Raw genomic sequence first — 22,370 nt, forward strand, 5'->3', positions numbered from 1 at the left:
CTGGGCAGACGCATTCGCGAGCAGGTTCGCTCCCACAGTGGTTTCGGGATGGATGCCAAATTCCGACCATCGCCAAGTTCCTGTGGCGAGGGAGCTTGCTCCCGCTCGGCTGCGCAGCAGTCGTAAAATCAAACAACGCGTTCTGCCTGTCAGCATGCTGGGGGCCTGCTGCGCAGGCCAGCGGGAGCAAGCTCCCTCGCCACGGGTTCTGGGTTGTCTAGACTGGCGCCATCGCGAGCAAGCTCGCTCCCACAGGGTTAGGTGGTGGTGCTATTTGCGGCGCAACCGTGTCAATTCCGGCAAGCCGATCTTCAGCAACCGCGCCGTGCGGCCGCGGGCCAGTTCTTCAAGGCCTTCATGGGCGGGCAGATGCGCCATCTGCGCCGCCATGTTCATCACCAAGGCTTCACGGGATTAGACCCCGCCACCCAGGCCATAGACCGCCGCGATCAGCTCTCTGAGCTCCAACGGCAAACGCCAGCGGGCACGCAATGCCGAGCCGAAACTGGCGCCGAATTTTTCCAGCGAGTCGCCGACTTCCTCCGGCTCATCCAGCTCGCCACCGGCCTGGTTCCATTCCTCCAGGCAGCGCAATAACGCCAGGTCGCCCAGGCGATGCAATAACCCGGCGCAGTAACAGCGCTCCTGCTCCAGGTCCAGCAAGCGGGCCATCGTCCGGGCGTACTCGGCGGTGTGCAGCGACAGCTCCCAGTAACGCTCGGCATAGTCCGCCAGGCACGGAACGCTGAGCCGGGCGCAACGCTTGAGGGTCAGGCCGAGGATCAGGTTCATGCTTTGCCCGGTGCCGAGCTGGTGCAGCGCCTGGGCCACGGTCTGCACCGGACCGCCGCCCTGATGCTGGGCAGCGCTGTTGGCCGCGGCGATCAGCACTGCGGTGATCTGCGGGTCGGTGCGCAGTTCTTCTTCGAGCAGTTTCAGATCCAGGCCGCCGGGGTTGAGGCTGCGCTTGATCGCCACTTGCACATCGGTCATCAAGGGCGCGCCTTCGGACAGGTCACGCCGACGCTCCAGAAAGATGGGCAAAGTCAGTCCCGGCCCTGGAATCGGCGCGGCGTTGGAAGTGTCTTCACCACTCAGAAGCAACCCCAGCAAACGCTGGGCCAGGTTCTCCCGGTTCAAGGGCTTGGTCAGATAGGCCGTCGGCGCCAGTGGCAAGACCTCGCGCACGCTGGCGCTGTCGTTACGCTGGCTCACAAGGATGAACGGCAACGCCGGCGTACGATGCTGTTGGCGCAAGCCACGCAGAATGCTCAGGCCATCGACACCTGGCAGCTCCCAGTCGGCGATCACCAGGTCGTAAGGATGATGGGCCAACAGCTCAAGGGCCTGCCGCCCTTCGCCGCACGTGTCTATCCGGGCATCACAGCGCACACCTGACAACACCTGTTCAAGCAGCTCCCTGGACGCCGGATCGGCCTCGGCGATCAGCACACGCGGTACAGCGGGTAAATCCACAGCAGTCATGCCGCATCGCTCCCTTGCAATACATGCACCTTAGACAATAACCGCCGTTCCAGACAGCTCGAAACGCCAGGGAGCGGATGCCGGATATGAAAAAACCCGCCGAAGCGGGTTTTTTGTGGGTCAGCGCACAGGCTCAGAGTTCGGAGAAGCACTCTTCGATAATCGCCAGGCCCTTGTCCAGTTGCTCGTCCGGCGAGGTCAGCGGCACCAGCACCCGCAGAACGTTGCCGTATGTGCCGCAGGACAGCAGGATCAGGCCCTTGTCCCGCGCCTTGGCCACCACCTGGGCCACCGCCGCGGCGTTCGGCTTGTGGGTGTCGCCGTTTTCGAACAGTTCCACGGCGATCATCGCGCCCAGGGCACGCACTTCACCGATGACCGGGTACTTCTTCTGGATCGCCTTGAGACCAGTCACCAGGCGCTCCCCCACGGCCTTGCAACGATCCAGCAGGTGTTCTTCTTCGAACACGTCCATTACCGCCAGCGCCGCCGCACAGGCGATCGGGCTACCGGCATAGGTGCCGCCCAGGCCACCCGGTGCGATGGCGTCCATGTACTCGGCCTTGCCGCACACACCGGCCAACGGGAAGCCACCGGCGATGGATTTGGCGAAGGTGGTCAGGTCGGCGGCAACGCCCATCTGTTCCATCGCGAAGAACGTGCCGGTACGGCCGGCACCGGTCTGCACTTCGTCAGCGATGAGCAGGATGCCGTGCTGGTCGCACAAGGCGCGCAGGCGCTGCATGAATGCTTTTGGCGCCACATAGAAACCACCCTCGCCCTGGACCGGCTCGATGATGATGGCGGCGATGTCAAGGGGCTCGGCGTCGTTCTTGAAGATGCGCTCGATGCTGGCGATGGAATCATCGATGCTCACACCGTGCAGTTCGTTCGGGTACAGGGCGCGGAAGATGCCACCGGGCATCAGGCCCATGCCGGCCGAGTACGGCACGACTTTACCGGTCAGGCCCAGGGTCATCATGGTGCGACCGTGGTAAGCGCCGGTGAACGCGATCACGCCGGCGCGGCCGGTGGCGGCACGGGCGATTTTCACGGCGTTTTCCACCGCTTCCGAACCGGTGGTCACCAACAGGGTTTTCTTGGCGAAATCACCCGGGACCTTGGCGTTGATTTTTTCGCACAGTTCCACGTACGGCTCATAGGCCAGGACCTGGAAGCAGGTGTGGGTCAGCTTGTTCAGCTGTGCGGTCACGGCGGCGATGATTTTCGGGTGCACGTGGCCGGTGTTCAGCACGGCGATACCGCCGGCGAAGTCGATGAACTCACGACCTTCAACGTCGGTCACCGTGGCGTTCTTCGCCGATTCGGCAAAGATCGGGTGAATCTGGCCGACGCCACGGGGAACAGCGGCGGTACGGCGGGCCATCAAGTCAGCGTTAGTCTTGCTCATTACAGTCCTCATTCGCAGCTCAGGGCGGCGTGGATCAAGGAATAACATGGCGGGGAGGCAACTGCGACAGCATGCGATGATCGACTGCCGCAGCGTTCCGGCCACAAGAAACAGAACGGGTGAAACGCGCAAAGGGACAGCGCTCTCGTGCCCCTTGCGCTTGAAGCAGATCAGATACCCAGGCAGAGGTATTTGATTTCCAGGTAATCCTCGATGCCGTATTTGGAGCCTTCACGGCCCAGGCCCGAAGCCTTGATGCCGCCAAACGGCGCGACTTCGTTGGAAATCAACCCGGTATTGACGCCGACCATGCCATATTCCAGGGCCTCGGCCACACGGAACACACGGCCCAGGTCGCGGGCATAGAAGTACGAGGCCAGGCCGAACTCGGTGTCGTTGGACATCGCGATCACTTCGGCTTCGTCTTTGAAGCGGAACAGCGGCGCCAGCGGGCCGAAGGTTTCTTCCTTCGCCACGGCGGCGTTTTTCGGTACGTTGGTCAGGATGGTCGGCTCGAAGAAGTTGCCTTCCATCGCCTTGCCGCCCGACAGCACGGTCGCGCCTTTGCTGACGGCATCGGCGATGTGGTCCTGCACCTTGGCGACCGCTTTGCCATCAATCAACGGACCGGTGGTGGTGCCATCGTCCAGGCCGTTGCCGATCTTGAGCTTGGCCACCGCCACCTTGAGTTTTTCAGCGAACGCGTCGTACACCGAATCCTGGATGTACAGGCGGTTGGCGCAGACGCAGGTCTGGCCGTTGTTGCGGTACTTGGAAATGATCGCGCCTTCGACGGCCTTATCCAGGTCCGCGTCGTCGAACACGATGAACGGCGCGTTGCCGCCCAGTTCCAGGGAGACTTTCTTGATGTCCTTGGCACATTCGGCCATCAGTTGGCGACCGATCTCGGTCGAGCCGGTGAAGGACAGTTTGCGCACGATCGGGTTGCTGGTCAGCTCGCCGCCGATGTCGCCGGCGCTGCCGGTGACCACGCTCAGCACGCCTTGCGGGATGCCGGCACGGTGCGCCAGTTCCACCAGGGCCAGTGCCGAGAACGGCGTTTGCGAAGCCGGCTTGATGACCATGGTGCAACCGGCAGCCAGGGCCGGGCCAGCCTTGCGGGTGATCATCGCGGCCGGGAAGTTCCACGGGGTAATGGCTGCAGTCACGCCGATTGGCTGCTTGATCACGATCAGGCGCTTGTCGGGCTGGTGGCCGGGAATCACGTCACCGTAGATGCGCTTGGCTTCTTCGGCGAACCATTCGATGAACGAGGCGGCATAGACGATTTCGCCCTTGGCTTCGGCCAGCGGCTTGCCTTGTTCGAGGGTCATCAGGCGACCAAGGTCGTCCTGGTTTTCAATCAGCAATTCATACCAGCGGCGCAGCTTGTTGGCGCGCTCCTTGGCAGTCAGCGCACGCCAGGCCGGCAGCGCCTTGTCGGCGGCTTCGATCGCGCGACGGGTTTCGGCGGCGCCCATCTTCGGCACTGTGCCCAGTACTTCGCCCGTCGCCGGGTTGGTGACCTTGATCGTCTGACCATTGTCCGCATCGACCCAAGCGCCATCGATAAAGGCTTGCTGGCGGAACAACTGGGTGTCTTTAAGCTGCATGTCGGCTTTCCTTAACAGCACCGCGCGCACGCGGAGCGAATTAGAGTTGTAGAAAGGCGCCTCGGGGGCTGCCGTCAGGGAAATCATTCACCGGGCTGAAGCACAGAAATAACGCACATAAGCACAGACGTGCGGTTCAGCACCCAGACAAGAGCGTTTGAAATCTCAAACGAATCCTAGGGCCGATAGGGGTGAAGGACAATAGGCTGTTCGAAAAAAAGAACGAAAAAGCCGAATTTGCCCGCTTTTTCTGATCAGCGTAGCCAACACCCGGCGAACTGCCCAAAAACGCAGGCGATTCAGCAGCATGGACGCCTGCCACGCATATGAGTATCATGGCGCCCGCGCTGCACCAGTAGCTCAGCTGGATAGAGTACTGCCCTCCGAAGGCAGGGGTCGTGGGTTCGAATCCCGCCTGGTGCACCATATCGAAAAAGCTAGACCTGTCCCGGACAGTCTACGAGTCTCTCCAAAAAACCCGCCCTGTGCGGGTTTTCTTGTTTTTGCTGCCTTGTGGCGAGGGAGCTTGCTCCCGCTCGGCTGTGCAGCAGTCGTAAAAACCTGACAGCCATTTCCTGATGCTCCCCGGTTGAATGGTTTTGGGGCTGCTGCGCAGCCCAGCGGGAGCAAGCTCCCTCGCCACGGACGTTGCCAATTTCAAGGCTTGCGCAACGCCTCCAACCGCGCCGGCAAGTCTTCCTTGGGAAAACGTTTGTGCAGCGCCAGCAGTTTTTCATCTGCGGCCTTGGTATCCCCCGCCTGCCGCAAACGCAGGATTTCCATCAAGCCTTGCTCCAGCGACGGCAATGCAGCCGGCGCGGATTTGCTCATTTTCGCCGCTGGCTTTTCCGCCAAGGACTGCATCGGGCTGGCCGGGGCTCGGGCCAGTTCGCCCTGGGGCGCCATGCGGGTGATCGGTGCGGGGGCGGGCATGGCCGGCGGCGGTGCCGCGGCAACGGCGGGCGCTTGCCAATCGGCGGAAAACTCCATCGAGGCAGGTGAGGCCAGCTCGTCGTGGGGCACGGGTGAACGCAGCACCAGGCCGATCATCAGTGCCACACCGGCGACCGTGGCGAATGCCATCTGCCAGCGCGGCTGTTGGCACATCTGCAGCCAGCGTTGCCACAGGGTGGGCGCAGGCGCGGGGGCTTCGCGACGGGCGGTGGCGAGGATGAAGGCGTCCAGGGAGGCCGGCGGCTCGCCGCTGGCGAGTTGGCGGAAATGCTCGACACGCCTTTCGGCGTCGAGGTCCGGGGGGTGTTTGGGGTCGATCATGCGGGTACCTCCTCGGCCAGCAGTCGCTGCAGTTTCTGCTGGGCGTAACGCAAGCGGCTCTTGACCGTTTCCAGCGGGGCACCGGTCAGGGCGGCAATCTGTGGCAGCTCCAGGTCGCCGTGCAGGCGCAGCAGGAAGACTTCGCGCTGGTCTTCGGGCAAGGCCTGCAACGCGGCGTCGAGACGCGCCTGGTCGCGACTCAGGCTCAGCTGTTGCTCGGGGCCGCAGGTGTCGTCGGGCTGGACGTGCAGTTGCTCGTCGTAGCTGTCGTGCAACGGGTTGTGGACGCCATGCTTGCGCCAGTGGTCGATCAAGCGGTTGCGGGCGATCTGGAACAACCAGGTCCGAAAACTCGCCCGGCCTTGTGGTTGGGTGGTGCTGCGGATCAGGCTGAGCCAAGTGTCCTGGAACACTTCCTCGGCCAGTTCGGCCTTGTTGCTCAAGGACACGAGAAAGCGATAAAGCCCTTGTCGATGGCGGGCGTACAGGACTTCGAAAGAAGCCCCGTCGCCGCTGCGGTAGCGGGCCAGCAGCGATTCGTCGCTGGGAGGATCAAGCGCAGCGGGCATGTGGGGGGCGAACTCCTTTGCGGTCATTGCAACACAGTCCTGGCAGACAACATGGGAACCCTGTGGGAGCGAGCTTGCTCGCGATGGCGTCGGATCAGTCAATGATAATGGTGATCGGTCCGCCGCTATCGCGAGCAAGCTCGCTCCCACATTTTGGCTCTCGTTGCGCTCGGGATCAGCGCTTGGCCGCAGGCTCAAGGCTCTGGGCCAGCTCCACCAACTGTACAAACTCGCCACGCAGCCCGAACGGATCGTCACCACGGGCCGAGCGCGCCAATTGCGCGGTGTCCTTCAAGGTCATCGTCCCAGTGTAGCGCCCATCCCCCTTGAGCTGTTGGGCAAAGGCGGCCACGGCGGCGGAGAAGCGCAGGTCATCGCTGGGCTTGCGGTCGTTCTGTACGCTGGCGATGGGATGCTCGATCAATCGGCTGCTGCCGCCCTCGGCCGGCTTGTAGCGTACGCGCAACATGGCCAATTCACCCGAGGTGCCCTCCGACTTAGGGGTACTGCCATAGCGCAACGGCTCCAACCAGCCCGGCGCGCCCTTAGGAACGATTTCATACAAGGCCGTCACTGTATGCCCGGCGCCGATCTCGCCCGCGTCGACCTTGTCATTGTTGAAGTCCTCACGCTTCAATGCGCGATTCTCATAGCCCAACAGGCGATATTCGCTGACCTGGGCGGGGTTGAATTCCACCTGCAACTTCACGTCCCGCGCCACCACCGCCAGGGTGGAACTGAGTTGGTCCACCAGGACCTTGCGCGCTTCGAGCAGGTTGTCGATGTAGGCGTAGTTACCGTCACCGGCGTCGGCCAAGTGTTCCATCAGGTGTTCGTTGTAGTTATCCACACCGAAGCCCAGCGTCGTCAGGGAGACCCCGCTTTTGCGCTGGTCCACCGCCATCTGCTTGAGGCTGTCGAAATCACTGACCCCGACGTTGAAGTCGCCATCGGTGGCCAGCAGGATGCGGTTGATGCCTTTGTCGATGAAGCTCTCCCGCGCCATCTGATAGGCCAGCTCGATACCCGAAGCGCCCGCCGTGGAACCACCGGCGTCGAGTTGATCAATGGCGTTGCGGATTGTCGCCTTGTCGCGACCCGAGGTGGGCTTGAGCACCACCCGGGATTCACCGGCATAAACCACCAGGGACACCCGGTCCTGGTCACGCAATTGGTCCACCAACAGTTTCAGCGTGCTCTTGACCAGCGGCAGGCCTTCGCGACGGTCCATGGAGCCGGAAACGTCCACCAGGAAGACCAGGTTGGCCGGCGCCAGGTCCGCCACGGCACGGTCGCTGGCCTTGATGCCGATGCGCAGCAAGCGGGTATGGGGGTTCCACGGTGACGGGGCCACTTCGGTGGTCACGCCAAAGGGTGAACCGTCGGTGGGCAGGGCGTAGCTATACGGAAAATAATTGACCATTTCCTCCAGCCGCACCGCCCCTTCGGGTGGCAGGCTGCCTTGGTTGAGCAGACGTCGCACATTGGCATAGCTGCCGGTATCGACATCCACGCTGAAGGTCGAGACCGGCGTTTCGGCCACGCTGGGGATCGGGTTGTCCGGGAGCTTTTCGTACTGTGCACGCGGCTCGGCGCGATAACCCGCAGCGATGGCGTCGCCCGCCACGCTGGGGGCGGGCAGCGCTGCCGGTTTCATGAGCATGCGCTTGACCGTCGACTGACGCACTTCGGCGATCTCGCCTTGCGGTACGACGCTGGGCGCCACGGACACCGGTTCGGATGGAATGGCCGTCTCCCGGGAGGAAGACAACCCACAACCGGCCAACGCCACCAGCAAAGTCACGGCGAAGCCTTGGGCAGCAGGACGCATAAAAAGAAGTGGACGGGACATGGGCTGAACCTCGTGAATGAATGATCCGTTCACAGCGTCAGACGCAGGGCACACGCGGTTCGGGTTAACGACCAAGAAATATTTTTCTCCAGCGCTGCAAAGACGGGGCTGACCACCTTGAACGTGGCCAGCCCGGTGCCGATCGGAGCAATCGCCGGCGCGCTACGCAGGCATTGCTAGCGGGACGGAATGCCCCGCAGGTCGTCGTCGATGAATCCGCTCAAATGACCGGTGTAATAGTCTTCGACATCGGAGTTGCCTCTGTTCGTCAGGGCGCCCGCTATGCCTCTCATGGCCTCAAGTTGGCCGACCGCCCCTCCCGGCATCAGCCCCTGGCGGGCCTGGGCAAAGTGCAACCCCTCGACATCGGCCTTCTTCACCTTGACCTGATAATTGAAATCGACACTGGCGAGATACGTACCGTCGGCAACGATATTGCTCATGAAGCCACCTTGGGTATCTTGAATACGGCGGGCATAGACGGCATTGATATCCAACAAATAGTCCGCGGTTTCCTTGCTGGAGGCATAACGATTGCCGTCGAGCAGGCGGACGATCAGGTCGGTGTGCAACTTGTCGCGAACTTTTTCGTCAGGCAGGAAGCGTTCGTTTTTGCCGACGACTTCAACGTTGAACGTGTCGATCCAATAGGTGGCGGTCTCGGGGATCGCCACCGGCGCAGGGGAAATGTAGTAATCGGGCTTGGAAGCGCAGCCTGCCATAAGGCAAAGGGCCAGGAAGAGGCTAAATACTCGCATGTTTGAATTCGTCCTTGAGGGTAGCGGCGTGAATGGCGGCTGCATTCTACGGGGTTTGAACGCGCGCTCAAGTTGTCTGGTCTTGCAGAGTGCGGTCCGATTGAAAATCCCGATTAGGCTTCACACGCCAATGACTGCTGCGCTGCCTTCCCCTGCCGCTTCGGAAAATACGCCGCAGCAGCCACGCCCACCGCGCCCATCACCACGCAATACCCCACGCACACCCACGGGCTCCACTGCACCAAGGCGATCAACATCAACGGGGTCATGCTCGCCCACAGGGCATAGGCGATGTTGTAGGTGAGCGAGATGCCGGACACGCGAATTTTCGGCGGAAACAGGCTGACCATCACCGACGGCACCGCGCCGACCACGCCACAACCCAGGCCGGCCACGGCGTAGGCCAGGCCCAGCCAGGCGCTGCCGCTGATCAGGCTGGCATAGAGCACGGCGATGCCCAGGGGCAGCAGCAGGCTGTAGAGCATGACGGTGCGCCAGGCGCCGATGCGGTCGACGATCAGGCCGGCGAGGACGCAGCCGATGTTCAGGAAGACGATGCCCAGGCTGCTCAGGGCGAAGGTGTGGCTGGGGGTCATGCCGAAGCTTTTTTGCATCACGGTCGGGGTGATGACCACGAACACCACCACGGCCGAGGGCAGCACGCAGGTCAGGATGGCGGCGGGCAGCAAGGCCTGGCGGTGGTCGCGCAGGACCGTGCGCAACGGCAGTTCCGCAGCGCCTTCGCGATTGGCTTGCAGGGCCACGAAGATCGGCGTTTCGCTCAACCAACGGCGCAACCAGACGCCGATCACACCGAAGACGCCCCCCAGCCGGAACGGCAGGCGCCAGGCGTAATCGACAATCTCCGCCGGGGTGTAGATCCGCGCCAGCGCCGTTGCGGTCAAGGCGCCCAGCAGGTAGCCGAAGGTCAGGCCGGCCTGGAGGAAACCCAGGGCATAGCCGCGATGATGCAACGGCGCATGTTCGGCCACGAACACCCAGGCGCTGGGCACCTCGCCGCCCACCGCCGCGCCCTGCAAGATACGCAGCGCCAGCAACAGCAACGGAGCGAAATAACCGATTTGCGCGTAGGTCGGCATCACCCCGATGAGCAGGCACGGCAAGGCCATCATCAGGATGCTCAGGCTGAACACGCGCTTGCGCCCCAGGCGATCGGCAAAGTGCGCCATGAGAATGCCGCCCAGGGGCCGGGCCAGGTAACCGGTGGCGAAAATCCCGAAGCTTTGCAGCAAGCGCAGCCAATCGGGCGTTTCCGGCGGGAAGAACAACTGGCTAAGGGTCAGGGCGAAGAAGACGAAGATGATGAAATCGTAGATTTCCAGCGCGCCGCCCAAGGCGGCCAGGCCCAGGGTCTTGTAGTCGGAGCGGCTGAATCGATCACCGGTTAGAACAGTGGCGGCAGTCATAGGCAGATTTGAACAAGTCAGTTGAAAGAGGCGACGGCTCAGTCGTCGCGATCATTGTCCACCGGTTCAACTGGTGGCTGGCCTGGCTCGGCGTCATCGGCCTCGTCGACAGGCAGGAAATCCTTACGGCTCTGGGCGATGGCCCGGCGTATTTCGTCGCCCTTGGTGGGGCAGTTCAAGAGGCGGGCGATGCCGTCGGGTTTCTGCGTCATCGCCATCCTCCGGCATGAGTGAACAGGGGCTCGATAGTGCTCGTTTTTGGCGCGTGATGCCAATGTTGTGTCTGGGCCAGCGTCATGGGGGCTGCTTTGCAGCCCAGCGGGAGCAAGCTCCCTCGCCACGGGGGGTTGCGTTGTCTAGCGGTGGTAGCGGCGCACGACGCTGCTGTTGCGCAGGACGTGGCCTTTGATTTTTTCCATCAGTTGGGCCCGTGTGAGGCCGGCGGGCAAGGCTTCCGGCGGCAGGTCGAGGGCGAAGAGCTGGATCAGGTAATGGTGAGCGCTGTCGCCGATAGGCGGGCATGGGCCGATGTAGCCGTGGGTGTTCTTGCTGTTGATACCGCTCAGGCCTTCCAACGAGGACTTGGTTCCGGCGCCCGTCGGAATCTGCCGCGTGGAGGCCTTGATGCCGTAGTGGATCCAGTGGTCGACACCCTGGCCCCGTTGGCCGTCCGGGTCCAACATGACGATGGCGTAGCTGAGGGTGCCTGGCGGGCCGGCGTTCCAGCTCAGCGCCGGGGAAATGTTCTTGCCACCGCAGGTGTTGGCGTCACTGGCCTGCGCGGCAGTGAAGAGACGGTCGTCCGACACGCCGGGAATACTGAGGGTAAAACGCTCCTCGGCCTGGGCAGCCCCTTGTGCGCACAGCACCAGGGCGACGGCCGCCAGCCAAGGGGTGAGAATCTTCAATCGGGTCATACCGGGGCACCTTGTGCGTGTCAGGCCATGGACGGCTTGCGAACTATAGCCGCAGCTTCGCCAAGGGTGCAGTGACAATTGCGCTGAACCTCGTTCCGGCCCTGGGACTCCAACGGGAAACGCCAGCCGGAGAACGATCATGTCTCTGCATCAAGTCGCCCGTTTCGCCGACGTTCGCGAAGACCGCGGCCTCGAAGTCAAGATCAACGACACCCCTATCCTGCTGCTGCGTGCAGGCGACCAGGTGCGCGCCTTCCAAGGCAAATGTCCCCATGCCGGCGCCCCCCTGGCCAAGGGCGCGGTGTGCCATGGACGGCTGATATGCCCATGGCACAAGGCGGCGTTCCGGGCTGAAGACGGCGCCCTGTGCGAGCCGCCGGCCCTCGACAGCCTGACGCGCTATCACGTCGAGGTGCGGGACGGTGACGTCTGGGTCGATGACCAACCACTGCCGGCCGATAAAGTCCCGCCGGCCGACGATGCGCGCACGTTTGTCATTATCGGTGCCGGTGCGGGCGGCACGGCTTGCGCGGCGGCGTTGCGGGAGAAGGGCTTTGGCGGACGCATCCTGATGATCGACCGCGAAGCCGAAGCCGGCTACGACCGCACGGTGCTGAGCAAATACGTGTTGGCCGGCGACATGGCGGTCAACGAGACGGCGCCGCTGCGCGATGAAACTTACTTCACCCAGCAACGCATCGAAAGGCTCCATGGCGAGGCCACCCATTTGGACCCTGGTGCCCGGCAAATCCCTCTCGCCGATGGCCGGCGCCTGGACTACGACGCCGCGCTCATTGCCACGGGCGGGGAGCCGAAGACGCTAGCGCTGCCTGGCATCGATTTGCCGCAAGTCTTCGTGCTGCGTTCGATCGCCCACGCCCGCCAGATTCTCGACGCGGTCCGGCCAGGGCAACGGGCGGTGGTCATCGGCGACAGTTTCATTGCCCTGGAAGTCGCTTCGTCCCTGCGCAAGCGCGAGCTGAGCATCACTGTCCTGGCCCGGCACCCGGTGCCGTTCGCCGCGCAGTTGGGGGAGAGCGTCGGCCAGGCCATCCTTGCCCGGCACCGGGCCAACGGCGTGGTGTACCACACCGACGGCGAAGCGGCGCGGATCGAGGGCTCGCACAAGGTTGAAGCCGTGGTGCTGGATAACGGCCAGCGTTTTGCCGTGGACCTGGTGATCATCGGCGTCGGCGTGCGCCCGGCCACCGAGCCGTTTGCACAGCTGCCGCGGGAACAGGACGAGTCGCTGTCGGTTGACGCGGGCATGCGTGTGGCGGATGGCGTATGGGCCGTGGGTGATATCGCGACCTTCCCCCTGAACGGCGCGCCTGTGCGCATCGAACATTGGCGCCTGGCCCAGCAACAGGCGCGCATCGCCGCCGCGAACATGCTCGGCGGCGACGAGCACTATCTGGACGTGCCGTTTTTCTGGACGTATCACTTTGGCAAACGCTACGACTACCTCGGCCACGCCGAGCATTGGGATGAGGTCGAGTACAAGGGTACGCCCGAGCATCCGCCCTTTATCGCCTTGCTGGGCAAGGACGGCCTAGTCGCCGCCGCCGTGGCCTGCGATGAAGGCCGGGCGATGGCGGCGCTGGCCCAGCGCATGATACAACCGGTGCCGGTGGACGAGGCGTGGCGGCTGATCCGGGATTTTTCGTCCTAGCCCCAAATTCCCTGTGGGAGCGCGCTTGCTCCGGGCGGCGATCCGACGAAAGCGTCGGCACAGCTTGCATCAATGCACGGACTGATCAGCCGGCAAGTGAATCACCCGTGGCCGCTCCAACGGCGCCAGGGGCGGAGGTTGCAACTCCGGACTGAGTAGGTGGAAATGCGGCACGACGTGGCTGATGTCGCCTTCCTGGTTGTTGTGGATGATCTTCGAGCCGGGCTGGCGCAAGGTGTCCAGACGCTCGTCGGTCAACTTGAAACTGGCGCTCAAGCCTTGGTCGTCTACCACCGGCGCCGGAAGTCGACGCTGGGCGAAGCTGCGGCTTTTGCGCTGTTGATAACGGGCCCAGGTAATCAACAGCACCGCGTTGACCAATGCAATCCAACCATAGACCTGCAAGGTCGCCAGGGTGTCGAACAGCGCCCCGCCCAGGCGCGGGCCTGCCTGGCTGTCGAGCAGCGGCCATAGCCCATTGACCAGCAAATACAAGAGCCCCACCCCCGCCAGCACGGTGAACAGCGCATCGATGACCACCAGAAAAGGCCGCTGCCGGGTCCTGATAATTTTCATCGGATCACTTCCTCTTCCTGATCGTCGAACGGTTTGATGCCGCGATCCGGACTGATCCAGCGCGCACGCTTCTGATGCTGCCCGAACAGCACTTTGGGAAAGCTCACCAGGGTGGTGAACAGGCTGATCAGCCAGAACACCAACGGGTACCAGACCACCCAGAACATGATGTGCCACAGGCCTTTTTCGTAGCGCCGGTCGATCAGGATGCTCACCGCGAATTGCAACAGGCACACCACCGCCAGCAACAGGCCGGTGAAGGCCGGCGGCATCAGGTGATCCACGGCAATGGCGGCTGGCATCTCGACGAATTTACCGGCGCCCCAGAAGATCACCGACAGCAGGAAGGTGAACGCCCAACCAGTGGACAGGCAGTATTCGAACAGCAACGGCCACAGGTAGCGGTGGCGGTATTGCCAGATGCCACGGATGTTCTTGAACAGCACCTCGGCGCCGCCCTGGGCCCAGCGCAGCCGTTGCCGCCAAAGGCCGCGCAGGGTTTCAGGCATGAGAATCCAGCACAGCGCACGGGGCTCGTAGAAGATGCTCCAGTGGTCCAGCTGCAGCTTCCAACTGATGTCGATGTCTTCGGTGATCATGTCCGGGCTCCAGTAGCCCACCCGGTGCAGGGCCGTGCGACGGAACGCGACGATCACGCCGGACACGGTGAAGATTCGCCCGAAGACCCGCTGGGTGCGCTTGATCAGGCCGATGATCGAGGAACACTCACCGACCTGGACCCGACCGATCAACGTTGAACGAGTGCGGATGCGCGGGTTGCCCGTCACCGCGCCGAGGCGGGCGTTGTCCAGCATCGGCGCCACCAGGTAGGCACAGGGGTTCGGCGCCAGCAGCGCATCACCGTCGATGCACACCAGGTATTCGCTGCGCGCCGCGATGGCACCCATGCGCAGCGCCACGGCCTTGCCCTGGTTTTCCGCCAGGTGCAGGACGCGCAGGCGCGGGTCTTCGGCCGCCAGTTGATCGAGCATCTGGGCGGTGTTGTCTTTGGAGCCGTCGTTGATGGCGATGACTTCGATGTTCGGATAATGCTGGCCCAGCGCCGCGTGAATGGTGTCGGCGACGTTGTCGCCTTCGTTGAAGCACGGGATCAGGATGCTGATCAGCGGCTCGCCTGCCAGGGCCGGTGGCAAGGTGTCGTCCTTCCACGGCCAGTGACGCTCCCAGTGCAGCCAGAAATACAGGCCGCCGGCGATCCACAGCCCGGACATGAACAGCGGGTAAAAGAACACGAAGTCCATCAGGAATTGCCCGGTGACCAGGAAGATCAGGCCCAGGGGCACCCCAAGGACGATCGCCAGCACCAGCAGGGCGAGCAGTCTGTCGAGCATGTCAAGGATTCCACTTGTTGGAGAGCGCCGGCCGCACGGTTTTCACGGCAGGCTGGTCTTCGATGAAGTTGTCCGGGTAGTAGCCGAAACTGGTCACGCCTTTGCGCTTGAGACGTCCCATCCAGTCGGCCAGTTGTTTGCCGTCGATGTCGCTGGCCGGCTTGCTGTGCCAGTCACGGGCCTGCAATTCGAACACCGTGCGCTTGAGCGCGCCGGGGCGAGCCTTGACGGTGTCCACCAGGCGCTCGAGCCAGGGGCCGGATTGTTCGGGGGTCTGCTTTTCCATCAGCGGCATGGCCATCGGTGCCGTCCAGTCGTAGGCGCCGAGGAAGTCGTCGAGGTTCTGGGCGAACCAGGCTTCGCTTTCCGGGTTGAGCATCGGTTCGGCAAAGATGTTGCGCGCCGTCAGGATCTGCGGGCCGCGAATCGCCCGCACCTTGGCGGTCAGCTCATGGGGGAAGTCGATCAGGTAGCGGCTCTTGAAGCGGGTCCAGCGCTGCATCGCCGCAGGAACGTCCCGCAGGGCGGCGACGGACGTCGGCTAGCCGTGGGCGGCATAGACTATCAGGGCTTCGGGGCTGGCATCCTCGAAAGCGGAGAACACCGCGTCGTCATGGTACAAAACGCCATCCAACGAGCTCATCCGCGCCAGGTCCTGGTAGATTTCGCCGATGACTTGGCGCACCTTCGGGTCAAATGGCGACAGGCGCACGTATTGGTCCGGGGCGACGCCGATCTTGCCGGTTTCCGGGTCCCAGCGCTGGACCCGTGGCAGTTTCGCGTCCAGGGCGAAACTGAGCACCGGCATCCAGGCATAGACCTTGGCATTGGCCCGGGTACGCAACTGCCAGGCAACCCGGTCAAACAGGTCAGCGCGTACCGGCAGGTGACGGTTGGGGAAGTACAACGAATGCACGAGGCCGTCGCCTTTCGGATCGGCGAAGGCTTGGAGAAATACGGTATTGGCGCCCAGGTCGGAAATGCGCTGGACCAGCTTGCCGACGTTGGCTTCCTGCTGCACCGGGTCCGCGTCATAGACGTAATCCAGATCGACATGCACAACGCGCATCGGATCCATCGTCTGCACGGACACGATGCTTTCGGCGAAATGAGCGCCATCGGGATCGGACGCCACCAGGAAGCGTGGGCCGCTCATCAGGGTATCCAGGCTGTCGAGGCCGTCCTCCAAGGTCCGGGCCATTTGCTAACCCTCGCTGCCAATCACCTGCAATGCCGTGCCGGCAGCTTCACCGTAAGGCCAGACCCAGACGCGCGGGCGGTAGCCGGCGACCTTGCGGATCTTCTCGGATATGGCCGCCACGTCCTTGCGCAGGCGGGCCTGGAAATCGGCCTCGGTCTCATAACGACCGGTGGCGGGGTCGTAGCGCCGGGTGGTCGCGGCGGGTTGCTGGTTACCTTGCGGGTTGGCGAGGATGCCCTTGTGATTGGCGTCGGTGTGGGCGGCGATTTCCACCAGGCCCGATTTCGACACCTCGCGGATCTGCTCCCAGGTCAGGAACTCGGAACGCTTGCGCGGCACCCCCGCAAAATCCACGGTTTGGTTCAGCGGCGTATCCACCCAACTGCCGACCGGGGCGAGAATCGCCGGCCAGTTATAGGCACGCAGGATAGGCATGACACGGGTATAGAAGCTCGAATAGCCATCGTCGAAACTCAGCAGCACCGCACGCGGTGGCAGTTCCGGGCCGCCATTGCGGGCGGTGATGATCTGGTCCACCGTGACCGGCTGGTAGTTGTTTTCTCGCAGCCACGCCAGCTGTTCGATCAAGCGCTCAGTGCGCACGGCCACCAGTGCCTGGTCCGGGTCTCGGTCGTCGACATCGTGGTACGCGATGCCAAGCACGTGGTTCTTCGGCCACGGGGCGTCATTGGCCGCCAGCGGACGCTGCGAAGGTGGCGCGAAGGCCGGGGCTTGCTGGGCACAAGCGCTGATCAGCAAGGCCCCCAGCAGAAGGATGAATCGCGAAATGACAGGCATCTTCAAACTCTTCTAGAAGCGATAGGTGAGGGCGACAAGCAGGCGCAGATCGCTTTCACGATCGCCGTCGTAGGGGCGGTTGAGCCAGCTCAGCGCGGCACCGGCTTCCAGTACGTCGTTCCAGATGAAACGCTGACCGTAGCTGAGCAATCCCATGGCCCCCGTGCCGTAGTCGCGCTGGCTGTAGGTACCCGCGCCGGCCTGGAATTGCTGGCTCCACGTGGTGTCGTAGCGGCGGTACAACACGTGGTTGGCGCTCACGGTCGGCATGACGCTGAAATCCGATTCCGGATTGAAATAAGGCACTTCGTTGGAGCCGCTGTTGCGGCTGGCGCCCACTTCCAGGCCCAGTTCCACCTGCAGGCGCGGCGCGCTGTAGATGCCCTCGCGACCCGTCAGCATGGCTTCGAGGCGATTGTTGCCGTCGCTGAAATGGGACGGGCTGACAGCCAGCCGCCACTCACGGCTTTCATGGGCACGCCACCGGACGAAGCCGCTCCCGCCATTGGCGCGAATACCGCTGTTGAGGGCCCGCAGCGGGGTATTGGCCGTGAGATAATCCAAACTGCCGCCGTACTGCCAGTCATCGTCGATGTCCCGAGCCACCGCCCCGCGCGCGCCCTGTTTGTCACCGGAACCATAAGAGTGATTGGACACCTCGGCCTCCAGCGTCATGTCGCGGGTGCGACGTTCCACACCCAGGCGCTGCCAACGGTGATGGCCGGTGCCTTCCTCGAAATCACCGGTGGCGTAGCCGGCACCGCCGAACAACCGCCAGTCTTCATCGATGGGCGGGCTGTAGAGCAGCGTTTCGATGCCAAAGTCCCGGCTGCCAGTGACTGCACCGGCGTCACCGCTACCACCGCCATAGCTCTTGCCGGTGTAGGCCTCAATGCGCAGCTCGGCCATGTCGTGGACCTCACGCTGGCGTTGCAGGCGTTTGACGTGGGCATTTTCCGGGTAGCGGGCGACCACGTCGTCGGTCAGCGCATCCATCTGCCGCCATTCCTGCAAATCCATGGCGGCACGCGCCTGGGCGACTTCCAGATCACGGTTGCGCGGGATCGTCGCCTCGACTTCCTTGAGCAGGCTTTCCGAACGGCGCGGCCAGTCACGGGCCTGGTACAGATCGGCCTGGGCCAGGCGCATCCCGGTGTTGCCGGGGCCTTGGCTGACCAGGGTTTCCAGGCGGGCTTCGGCGGAAGGCAGGTCGGCGCCGTAGGTGCCGGCCGGGGCAGCGAGTTGCTGGGCGTCCATCCATTCATCGTTGGGGTTGCCGATCGGCAGCCCCTTGAGCTCGACGCGTGGACGCTGGGCTTTCGCCATGTCTTCGGCCAGGGCACGGGCCTCTGCGGATTTTTCACTTTCCAACAACGCGTAGTAGAGCGCGGTGCTGTCTTCAAAGCGCTCCGCAGGATCGGCATCCGGCGCGATCAGGACCCGGCGGTACAGGTCGACGGCAATCTCCGGCTCTCGCTGTTCCAGATAAGAAGAAGCCACCCAGCGCAGGGCATAGGTAGGAATGCTCACACCCTCGGCGAGCAACTTTTGATATTCGGTAATCACTTCGGCACGACGGGCACGGGCATTGAGAGCGCCCATGCGATCGATGCGCCAACGGAGCACGTCGTCTTTGGCTTCGGCTACCGGAGTCCAGGTGGCGAGCAACTTGTCGTAGTCGGCCAGGGCGCGGTCGGCAATGACGAAGCGCTCCTGTTCGCTGCGGCTGGCCATGTCCGCCAGGCGCACCCGTTCGGCCGCGACGTCACCCTCCAGGCGCCGCTGCACGCCACGGTCGATCAACCCCGGCTGTAGACGCGCCAGGCGCAGCGCCGGCTCCGGCAGCCGCGCGCGTTGCAGGGCGTAGATGTATTCGCGTGCCACCTCTGGGCTGTTGCCGGCGCGGGTGAAGGCCTGGTCGTATTCAAACAGCGCTTCGTGGGGGCTGTCGGCGCGGGTCAAGGCATAACCCAGGGCCAGCCGACGCATCGGATCTGTTGGCTTGGCAGCCACCAAGGCCTTGGCGCGCGTGACAGCTTCGTCGGGCCGGCCTGCATCGGCCTGGGTCAAGGCCAAGCCGAGTTGCAAATCAGGATTCTGAGGGTCGATCACCAAGGCCTGGCGGTACAGCTCGGCCGCCGAATCCCAGCGCTTGAGGTTGCGATAGGCACGCGCCGTTGCAGTCAACGCCTGGACGGGCAGCGTTCGATAACGGCCTTGGGCCTCATAGACTTTCACCACCTCGGCGTCGAGACCGGCCCAACTGGCGATTTGCAGGTGGTCACTGATCTGCGCGGCGCTGGCCTGGTCGGCCGGCACCTGGCGCAGCGCGCTCAGCGCAGGCGTGTAATGGCCCGCCCGGGCATCGAGCACCATTTGGTCATAGGCGGTATCGGCAAGCACCAGCATCGGCCAGCACAATTGGCTGCACAGCGCGACGCGAAACAACGGGCGCAAACCACGATGAATAAAAGGACCCACAGTACGCGGCATTCGTCAGCATCCTTACATGGCCAGCCGGGTCGCAGTGCCCCCTTGCCCATCAAACAGGAAGCCGGATCAAGGAATCCAGCCAAGCTCTAATGGGCCTAGTCTTGCACTCTCGGACGGGGCATATTCAGGAACGCCACAATTCTTCAGAATCGATACAGATTTCGGCGCAGGGCTGATCGGTGGCCATAAAAAAACCCGGCCCATGCGTCATGCACGGGCCGGGCTTGGGGTATTGCTCGAATGCTTACTGGAGGGCGACGCCACCACCCAGCTTGCTCATCACGAATGCCGTGAATTGCTCAACGGTCATTTTCTGGCCGTTGAAGTCGACCTGATTGTTGGCATAGTGCAGCTTGGTGACCACATCGTTGCCTTCAAGGGTCGCCAGCTGAGTACCCACTGCCATCGCACTGAACATGTCGCTGGTGGCGGTGGCTTGATCGGCGATCAGCTTGGCATCCGTCTGGCCTTCCATCTGTGCCTGCACGGTCATCAGGTCCACCAGCATCGGCTTGGAAACCTTGAGATTGAAATCCAGCAGGGCGAGCAGCTGACGGCCCAATTCATCCGGTGGCAAGTCCATGGACTGTGGCTTGGCCAGATCAACGATCAGGCTGGCACGGCTTTCACCGTTGGCGGTGTTGAACGACAGGTTTTCCAAGGCCACTTGCGGAGCACCGGCCAGGAGTTTTTCCAGATCGGCCTTGACCTGGGCTTCCTCGGCTTCGGTCAGGCTCAACTCTGGTGCTGGCTCACCGGCCGCAGCAGCCTCGGCAGCGGCTTTTTCGTAGGGTTGCAGCTTGGTCTGGTAAATCTGCATCAGCGACATGGTGGCCGGGATGTCCAGGTTCTTCAGGCTGACCGCCATCTGCGCCGAACCAATGGTCTTGTCGTTGAACGACAACTCACCGATCTTGTAATCGGCACGCCCCGAAGCGCTGGTGCCGTTCTCGCTGCTGCTGTTCTTCATTTCGAAGTTCTTCAGGCCCAGCACTGACTTCGGCTCGCCAAAGGTGGCCTTGGTGCTGCTCATCAGCAGGGTGTTGTCACCCATGTAGTAACCGTAGGTGCTTTTGCTCAGGTTACTGGCCAATGTCAGGCCGTTCAGCTCGACCTGCACAGGTGTCTGGTCTTCGGCGACGGTGGTCAACTTGAAGCTGTCCATGTAGCCGTCAGCCTTGACTTTCTGTCCCTGGGCGCTGGCGGCCACGTCGATCTTCAGGCCGGAGAAGGTGAGCTGGGATTGCTCATCCAGCTTCGTCTCCAATGGCAGCAGCTCGTAGGTGCCGTTGATGGACTCGTCGTAACCCAGGTTGACCACGCCTTTGAGCGGGGACTGATCCTTGGTGGCAGCGAACCACTTGTCTGTCAGTGGATTGCGCTCGAGAGCGGTATGACTGGTAGCCATGACCGGCAACCACTTGAGCGTAATCAAACGCGAGAATGGCAGTGGGCCGTGCTCGATCCGGTCGACGAAGAGCAGCTCGACCGACTCACCACCGAATATCTCGCCTTCGCCTTTGAGGCGGTAGTGGGCGGTGCTGCTGAATGTGCCACGGTCCATGGAAACCAGCTCCAGGGCGGCAGTGCTGTTGGATCCGGACAAGGCTGTTTGCATCTGCTTATTGCTATCGGCAATAGCATTTTTCAACACGCCTTCGAGTTTGGTTCCGGTGTACCAGGCGCCACCCGCGCTGATAGCTCCGACAGCCACAACGATTCCCAGAAGTACGCTTGCTGATTTATTCATGAGTGACCCGATCGATATCCATGGTTGAAAAATGCCGTCGTCTTCCCTGACCCGCGAAGGGTGTGGCTCGACGCCGTAAAGAGGAGGGGAGATTACCATCAGGCACCCTTGCGGGCCCAATGTTTATAGGGGTAAAAACGTTTTCTTGAGAGGTGGTCTACGAATATTGGACTTCGATCTCGTCGAGCTGATGATCGAAAGTCTTGAGTCGGGCCGTCCAGGTGTACACCAGCACTTCAAAATCGCGATTGATCACCGCCGCACCCGATGACTCTGCGCGTGAATCGCAAAAGTCCAGTTGATAGCGCTCCCGGGCCATGGCGTTAGCCACGTCACACAATTCACGGGCGTTGTTGAGCCAGTGCCAGCCTTCTTGGGTGACTTGCTTGTCCAAGGCTGCGCATTGGGTTTTCAGAGCCTCCAGGCTTTTCTCCAGCGGGGTGCCGGTGAGCTCGCCCATGACTTCCTGGAAGGTGCGGCCTGGCTGCCAATAGCTGCCCCAGAAATAACGGTCAAACACCGTTTCGACACGGCGCAGCGCCACTTTGGTGTCCCAAATCAGCACCAGGGTCTTGCCTTGCTCGAGGTGTTTTTTCTTGATGCGTTGGCCCTGAAGCGATGCCCAGGCCACGATTGCAATGGATATCACGCCAATCAACGCCGCAGCGCTATCGAGGAACAAGAGCGCCTTGTCGATCTGGTGGGTGAGCATGACGCCATAGAAATAAGTGGCTGACAGCAGCAGCAATGCCGCAGTCGCACACCAAAAGCCGGGAGCATAAGGGTTTTTCATTATTGGAATCCCCATGACCAGTGACCGTCGCGGACTTTTGGGTCGCCAAAGCCCGACTACAACAGCATAGCAACGGCATTGGGGGTTTGCCGGGGCATCAGAGGCTCGATCCGATTACCGGCCCAAAAACGACAAAACCCCTGTCTGCATCAGCAGACAGGGGTTCTGGGAATTCAATCTTGACGATGACCTACTCTCACATGGGGAAACCCCACACTACCATCGGCGATGCATCGTTTCACTGCTGAGTTCGGGATGGGATCAGGTGGTTCCAATGCTCTATGGTCGTCAAGAAATTCGGTGTCCAACCCGTTCAACAGCAACGTGTCGGTAAAATCGATGACTTTTACTAAAACAAAACCCCTACCTGCATCAGCAGATAGGGGTTTCGGAATTTAATCTTGACGATGACCTACTCTCACATGGGG

At 62.5% G+C, this 22,370-nt stretch carries 15 protein-coding genes, 1 tRNA gene, 1 rRNA gene and 2 pseudogenes; 2 read left to right on the plus strand and 17 right to left on the minus strand.

The window, feature by feature from the left end:
- Nucleotides 1-270 precede the first annotated feature (270 nt).
- The 3 genes and pseudogenes from HGO40_RS30585 to gabD all read right to left on the minus strand — a co-directional run bounded on the left by HGO40_RS30585 (nt 271) and on the right by gabD (nt 4,509).
- Nucleotides 271-1,485, minus strand: a pseudogene (locus HGO40_RS30585) (HDOD domain-containing protein).
- 133 nt (nt 1,486-1,618) lie between these two features.
- Complete coding sequence (gene gabT / locus HGO40_RS26810) at nt 1,619-2,896, minus strand: 4-aminobutyrate--2-oxoglutarate transaminase (protein ID WP_250965492.1); 1,278 nt, start codon at nt 2,894-2,896, stop codon at nt 1,619-1,621.
- A gap of 170 nt (nt 2,897-3,066) precedes the next feature.
- Nucleotides 3,067-4,509, minus strand: coding sequence for an NADP-dependent succinate-semialdehyde dehydrogenase (gene gabD / locus HGO40_RS26815; RefSeq protein WP_250965493.1), 1,443 nt, complete (start codon nt 4,507-4,509; stop codon nt 3,067-3,069).
- 349 nt (nt 4,510-4,858) lie between these two features.
- Between gabD and HGO40_RS26820 the strand changes: the two genes are divergently transcribed.
- Nucleotides 4,859-4,935, plus strand: a tRNA-Arg gene (locus tag HGO40_RS26820).
- Nucleotides 4,936-5,166: 231 nt separating this feature from the next.
- Here HGO40_RS26820 and HGO40_RS26825 read toward each other — a convergent pair.
- From HGO40_RS26825 to HGO40_RS26855, 7 genes are all read right to left on the minus strand, one after another.
- On the minus strand, nt 5,167-5,784 hold the full coding sequence (locus HGO40_RS26825; RefSeq protein WP_250965494.1) for a hypothetical protein: 618 nt from the start codon (nt 5,782-5,784) through the stop codon (nt 5,167-5,169).
- Nucleotides 5,781-6,353 carry an RNA polymerase sigma factor gene (locus tag HGO40_RS26830; RefSeq protein ID WP_250965495.1) on the minus strand — a complete coding sequence of 191 codons (573 nt, stop codon included), beginning with the start codon at nt 6,351-6,353 and terminating at the stop codon, nt 5,781-5,783. Before HGO40_RS26830 ends, HGO40_RS26825 begins: the two co-directional genes overlap by 4 nt.
- A gap of 175 nt (nt 6,354-6,528) precedes the next feature.
- Nucleotides 6,529-8,205 carry a vWA domain-containing protein gene (locus tag HGO40_RS26835; RefSeq protein WP_250965496.1) on the minus strand — a complete coding sequence of 559 codons (1,677 nt, stop codon included), beginning with the start codon at nt 8,203-8,205 and terminating at the stop codon, nt 6,529-6,531.
- Nucleotides 8,206-8,381: 176 nt separating this feature from the next.
- Nucleotides 8,382-8,963 (minus strand): hypothetical protein, encoded by a 582-nt coding sequence (locus HGO40_RS26840; protein ID WP_250965497.1) that lies wholly within the window; start codon nt 8,961-8,963, stop codon nt 8,382-8,384.
- A 113-nt stretch (nt 8,964-9,076) separates the two neighbouring features.
- Nucleotides 9,077-10,390 (minus strand): MFS transporter, encoded by a 1,314-nt coding sequence (locus HGO40_RS26845; protein WP_250965498.1) that lies wholly within the window; start codon nt 10,388-10,390, stop codon nt 9,077-9,079.
- Between the two features lie 38 nt (nt 10,391-10,428).
- Nucleotides 10,429-10,602 carry a hypothetical protein gene (locus HGO40_RS26850; RefSeq protein WP_250965499.1) on the minus strand — a complete coding sequence of 58 codons (174 nt, stop codon included), beginning with the start codon at nt 10,600-10,602 and terminating at the stop codon, nt 10,429-10,431.
- Between the two features lie 144 nt (nt 10,603-10,746).
- Nucleotides 10,747-11,307 (minus strand): YbhB/YbcL family Raf kinase inhibitor-like protein, encoded by a 561-nt coding sequence (locus tag HGO40_RS26855; protein ID WP_250965500.1) that lies wholly within the window; start codon nt 11,305-11,307, stop codon nt 10,747-10,749.
- Between the two features lie 139 nt (nt 11,308-11,446).
- Between HGO40_RS26855 and HGO40_RS26860 the strand changes: the two genes are divergently transcribed.
- On the plus strand, nt 11,447-12,979 hold the full coding sequence (locus HGO40_RS26860) for an FAD-dependent oxidoreductase (RefSeq protein WP_250965501.1): 1,533 nt from the start codon (nt 11,447-11,449) through the stop codon (nt 12,977-12,979).
- Between the two features lie 69 nt (nt 12,980-13,048).
- Here HGO40_RS26860 and pgaD read toward each other — a convergent pair whose 3' ends face one another.
- The 7 genes and pseudogenes from pgaD to rrf form a co-directional block, all read right to left on the minus strand.
- Complete coding sequence (gene pgaD, locus HGO40_RS26865) at nt 13,049-13,555, minus strand: poly-beta-1,6-N-acetyl-D-glucosamine biosynthesis protein PgaD (protein WP_250965502.1); 507 nt, start codon at nt 13,553-13,555, stop codon at nt 13,049-13,051.
- Nucleotides 13,552-14,907 carry a poly-beta-1,6-N-acetyl-D-glucosamine synthase gene (gene pgaC / locus HGO40_RS26870; protein WP_250965503.1) on the minus strand — a complete coding sequence of 452 codons (1,356 nt, stop codon included), beginning with the start codon at nt 14,905-14,907 and terminating at the stop codon, nt 13,552-13,554. Before pgaC ends, pgaD begins: the two co-directional genes overlap by 4 nt.
- A gap of 1 nt (nt 14,908) precedes the next feature.
- Nucleotides 14,909-16,906 (minus strand): annotated as a pseudogene (gene pgaB / locus HGO40_RS26875) (poly-beta-1,6-N-acetyl-D-glucosamine N-deacetylase PgaB).
- 12 nt (nt 16,907-16,918) lie between these two features.
- Complete coding sequence (pgaA, locus tag HGO40_RS26880) at nt 16,919-19,399, minus strand: poly-beta-1,6 N-acetyl-D-glucosamine export porin PgaA (protein WP_250965504.1); 2,481 nt, start codon at nt 19,397-19,399, stop codon at nt 16,919-16,921.
- Between the two features lie 244 nt (nt 19,400-19,643).
- Nucleotides 19,644-21,149: a YdgA family protein gene (locus tag HGO40_RS26885; RefSeq protein ID WP_250965505.1), complete on the minus strand. Its 1,506-nt coding sequence runs from the start codon at nt 21,147-21,149 to the stop codon at nt 19,644-19,646.
- Between the two features lie 157 nt (nt 21,150-21,306).
- Nucleotides 21,307-21,942 (minus strand): NADH:ubiquinone oxidoreductase subunit N, encoded by a 636-nt coding sequence (locus tag HGO40_RS26890; RefSeq protein WP_186710838.1) that lies wholly within the window; start codon nt 21,940-21,942, stop codon nt 21,307-21,309.
- A 177-nt stretch (nt 21,943-22,119) separates the two neighbouring features.
- Nucleotides 22,120-22,235 (minus strand): 5S ribosomal RNA (gene rrf, locus HGO40_RS26895).
- Between the last annotated feature and the right edge of the window lie 135 nt (nt 22,236-22,370).

This window comes from Pseudomonas sp. CG7, from assembly GCF_023701885.1.
Classification (GTDB): domain Bacteria; phylum Pseudomonadota; class Gammaproteobacteria; order Pseudomonadales; family Pseudomonadaceae; genus Aquipseudomonas; species Aquipseudomonas zanjanensis.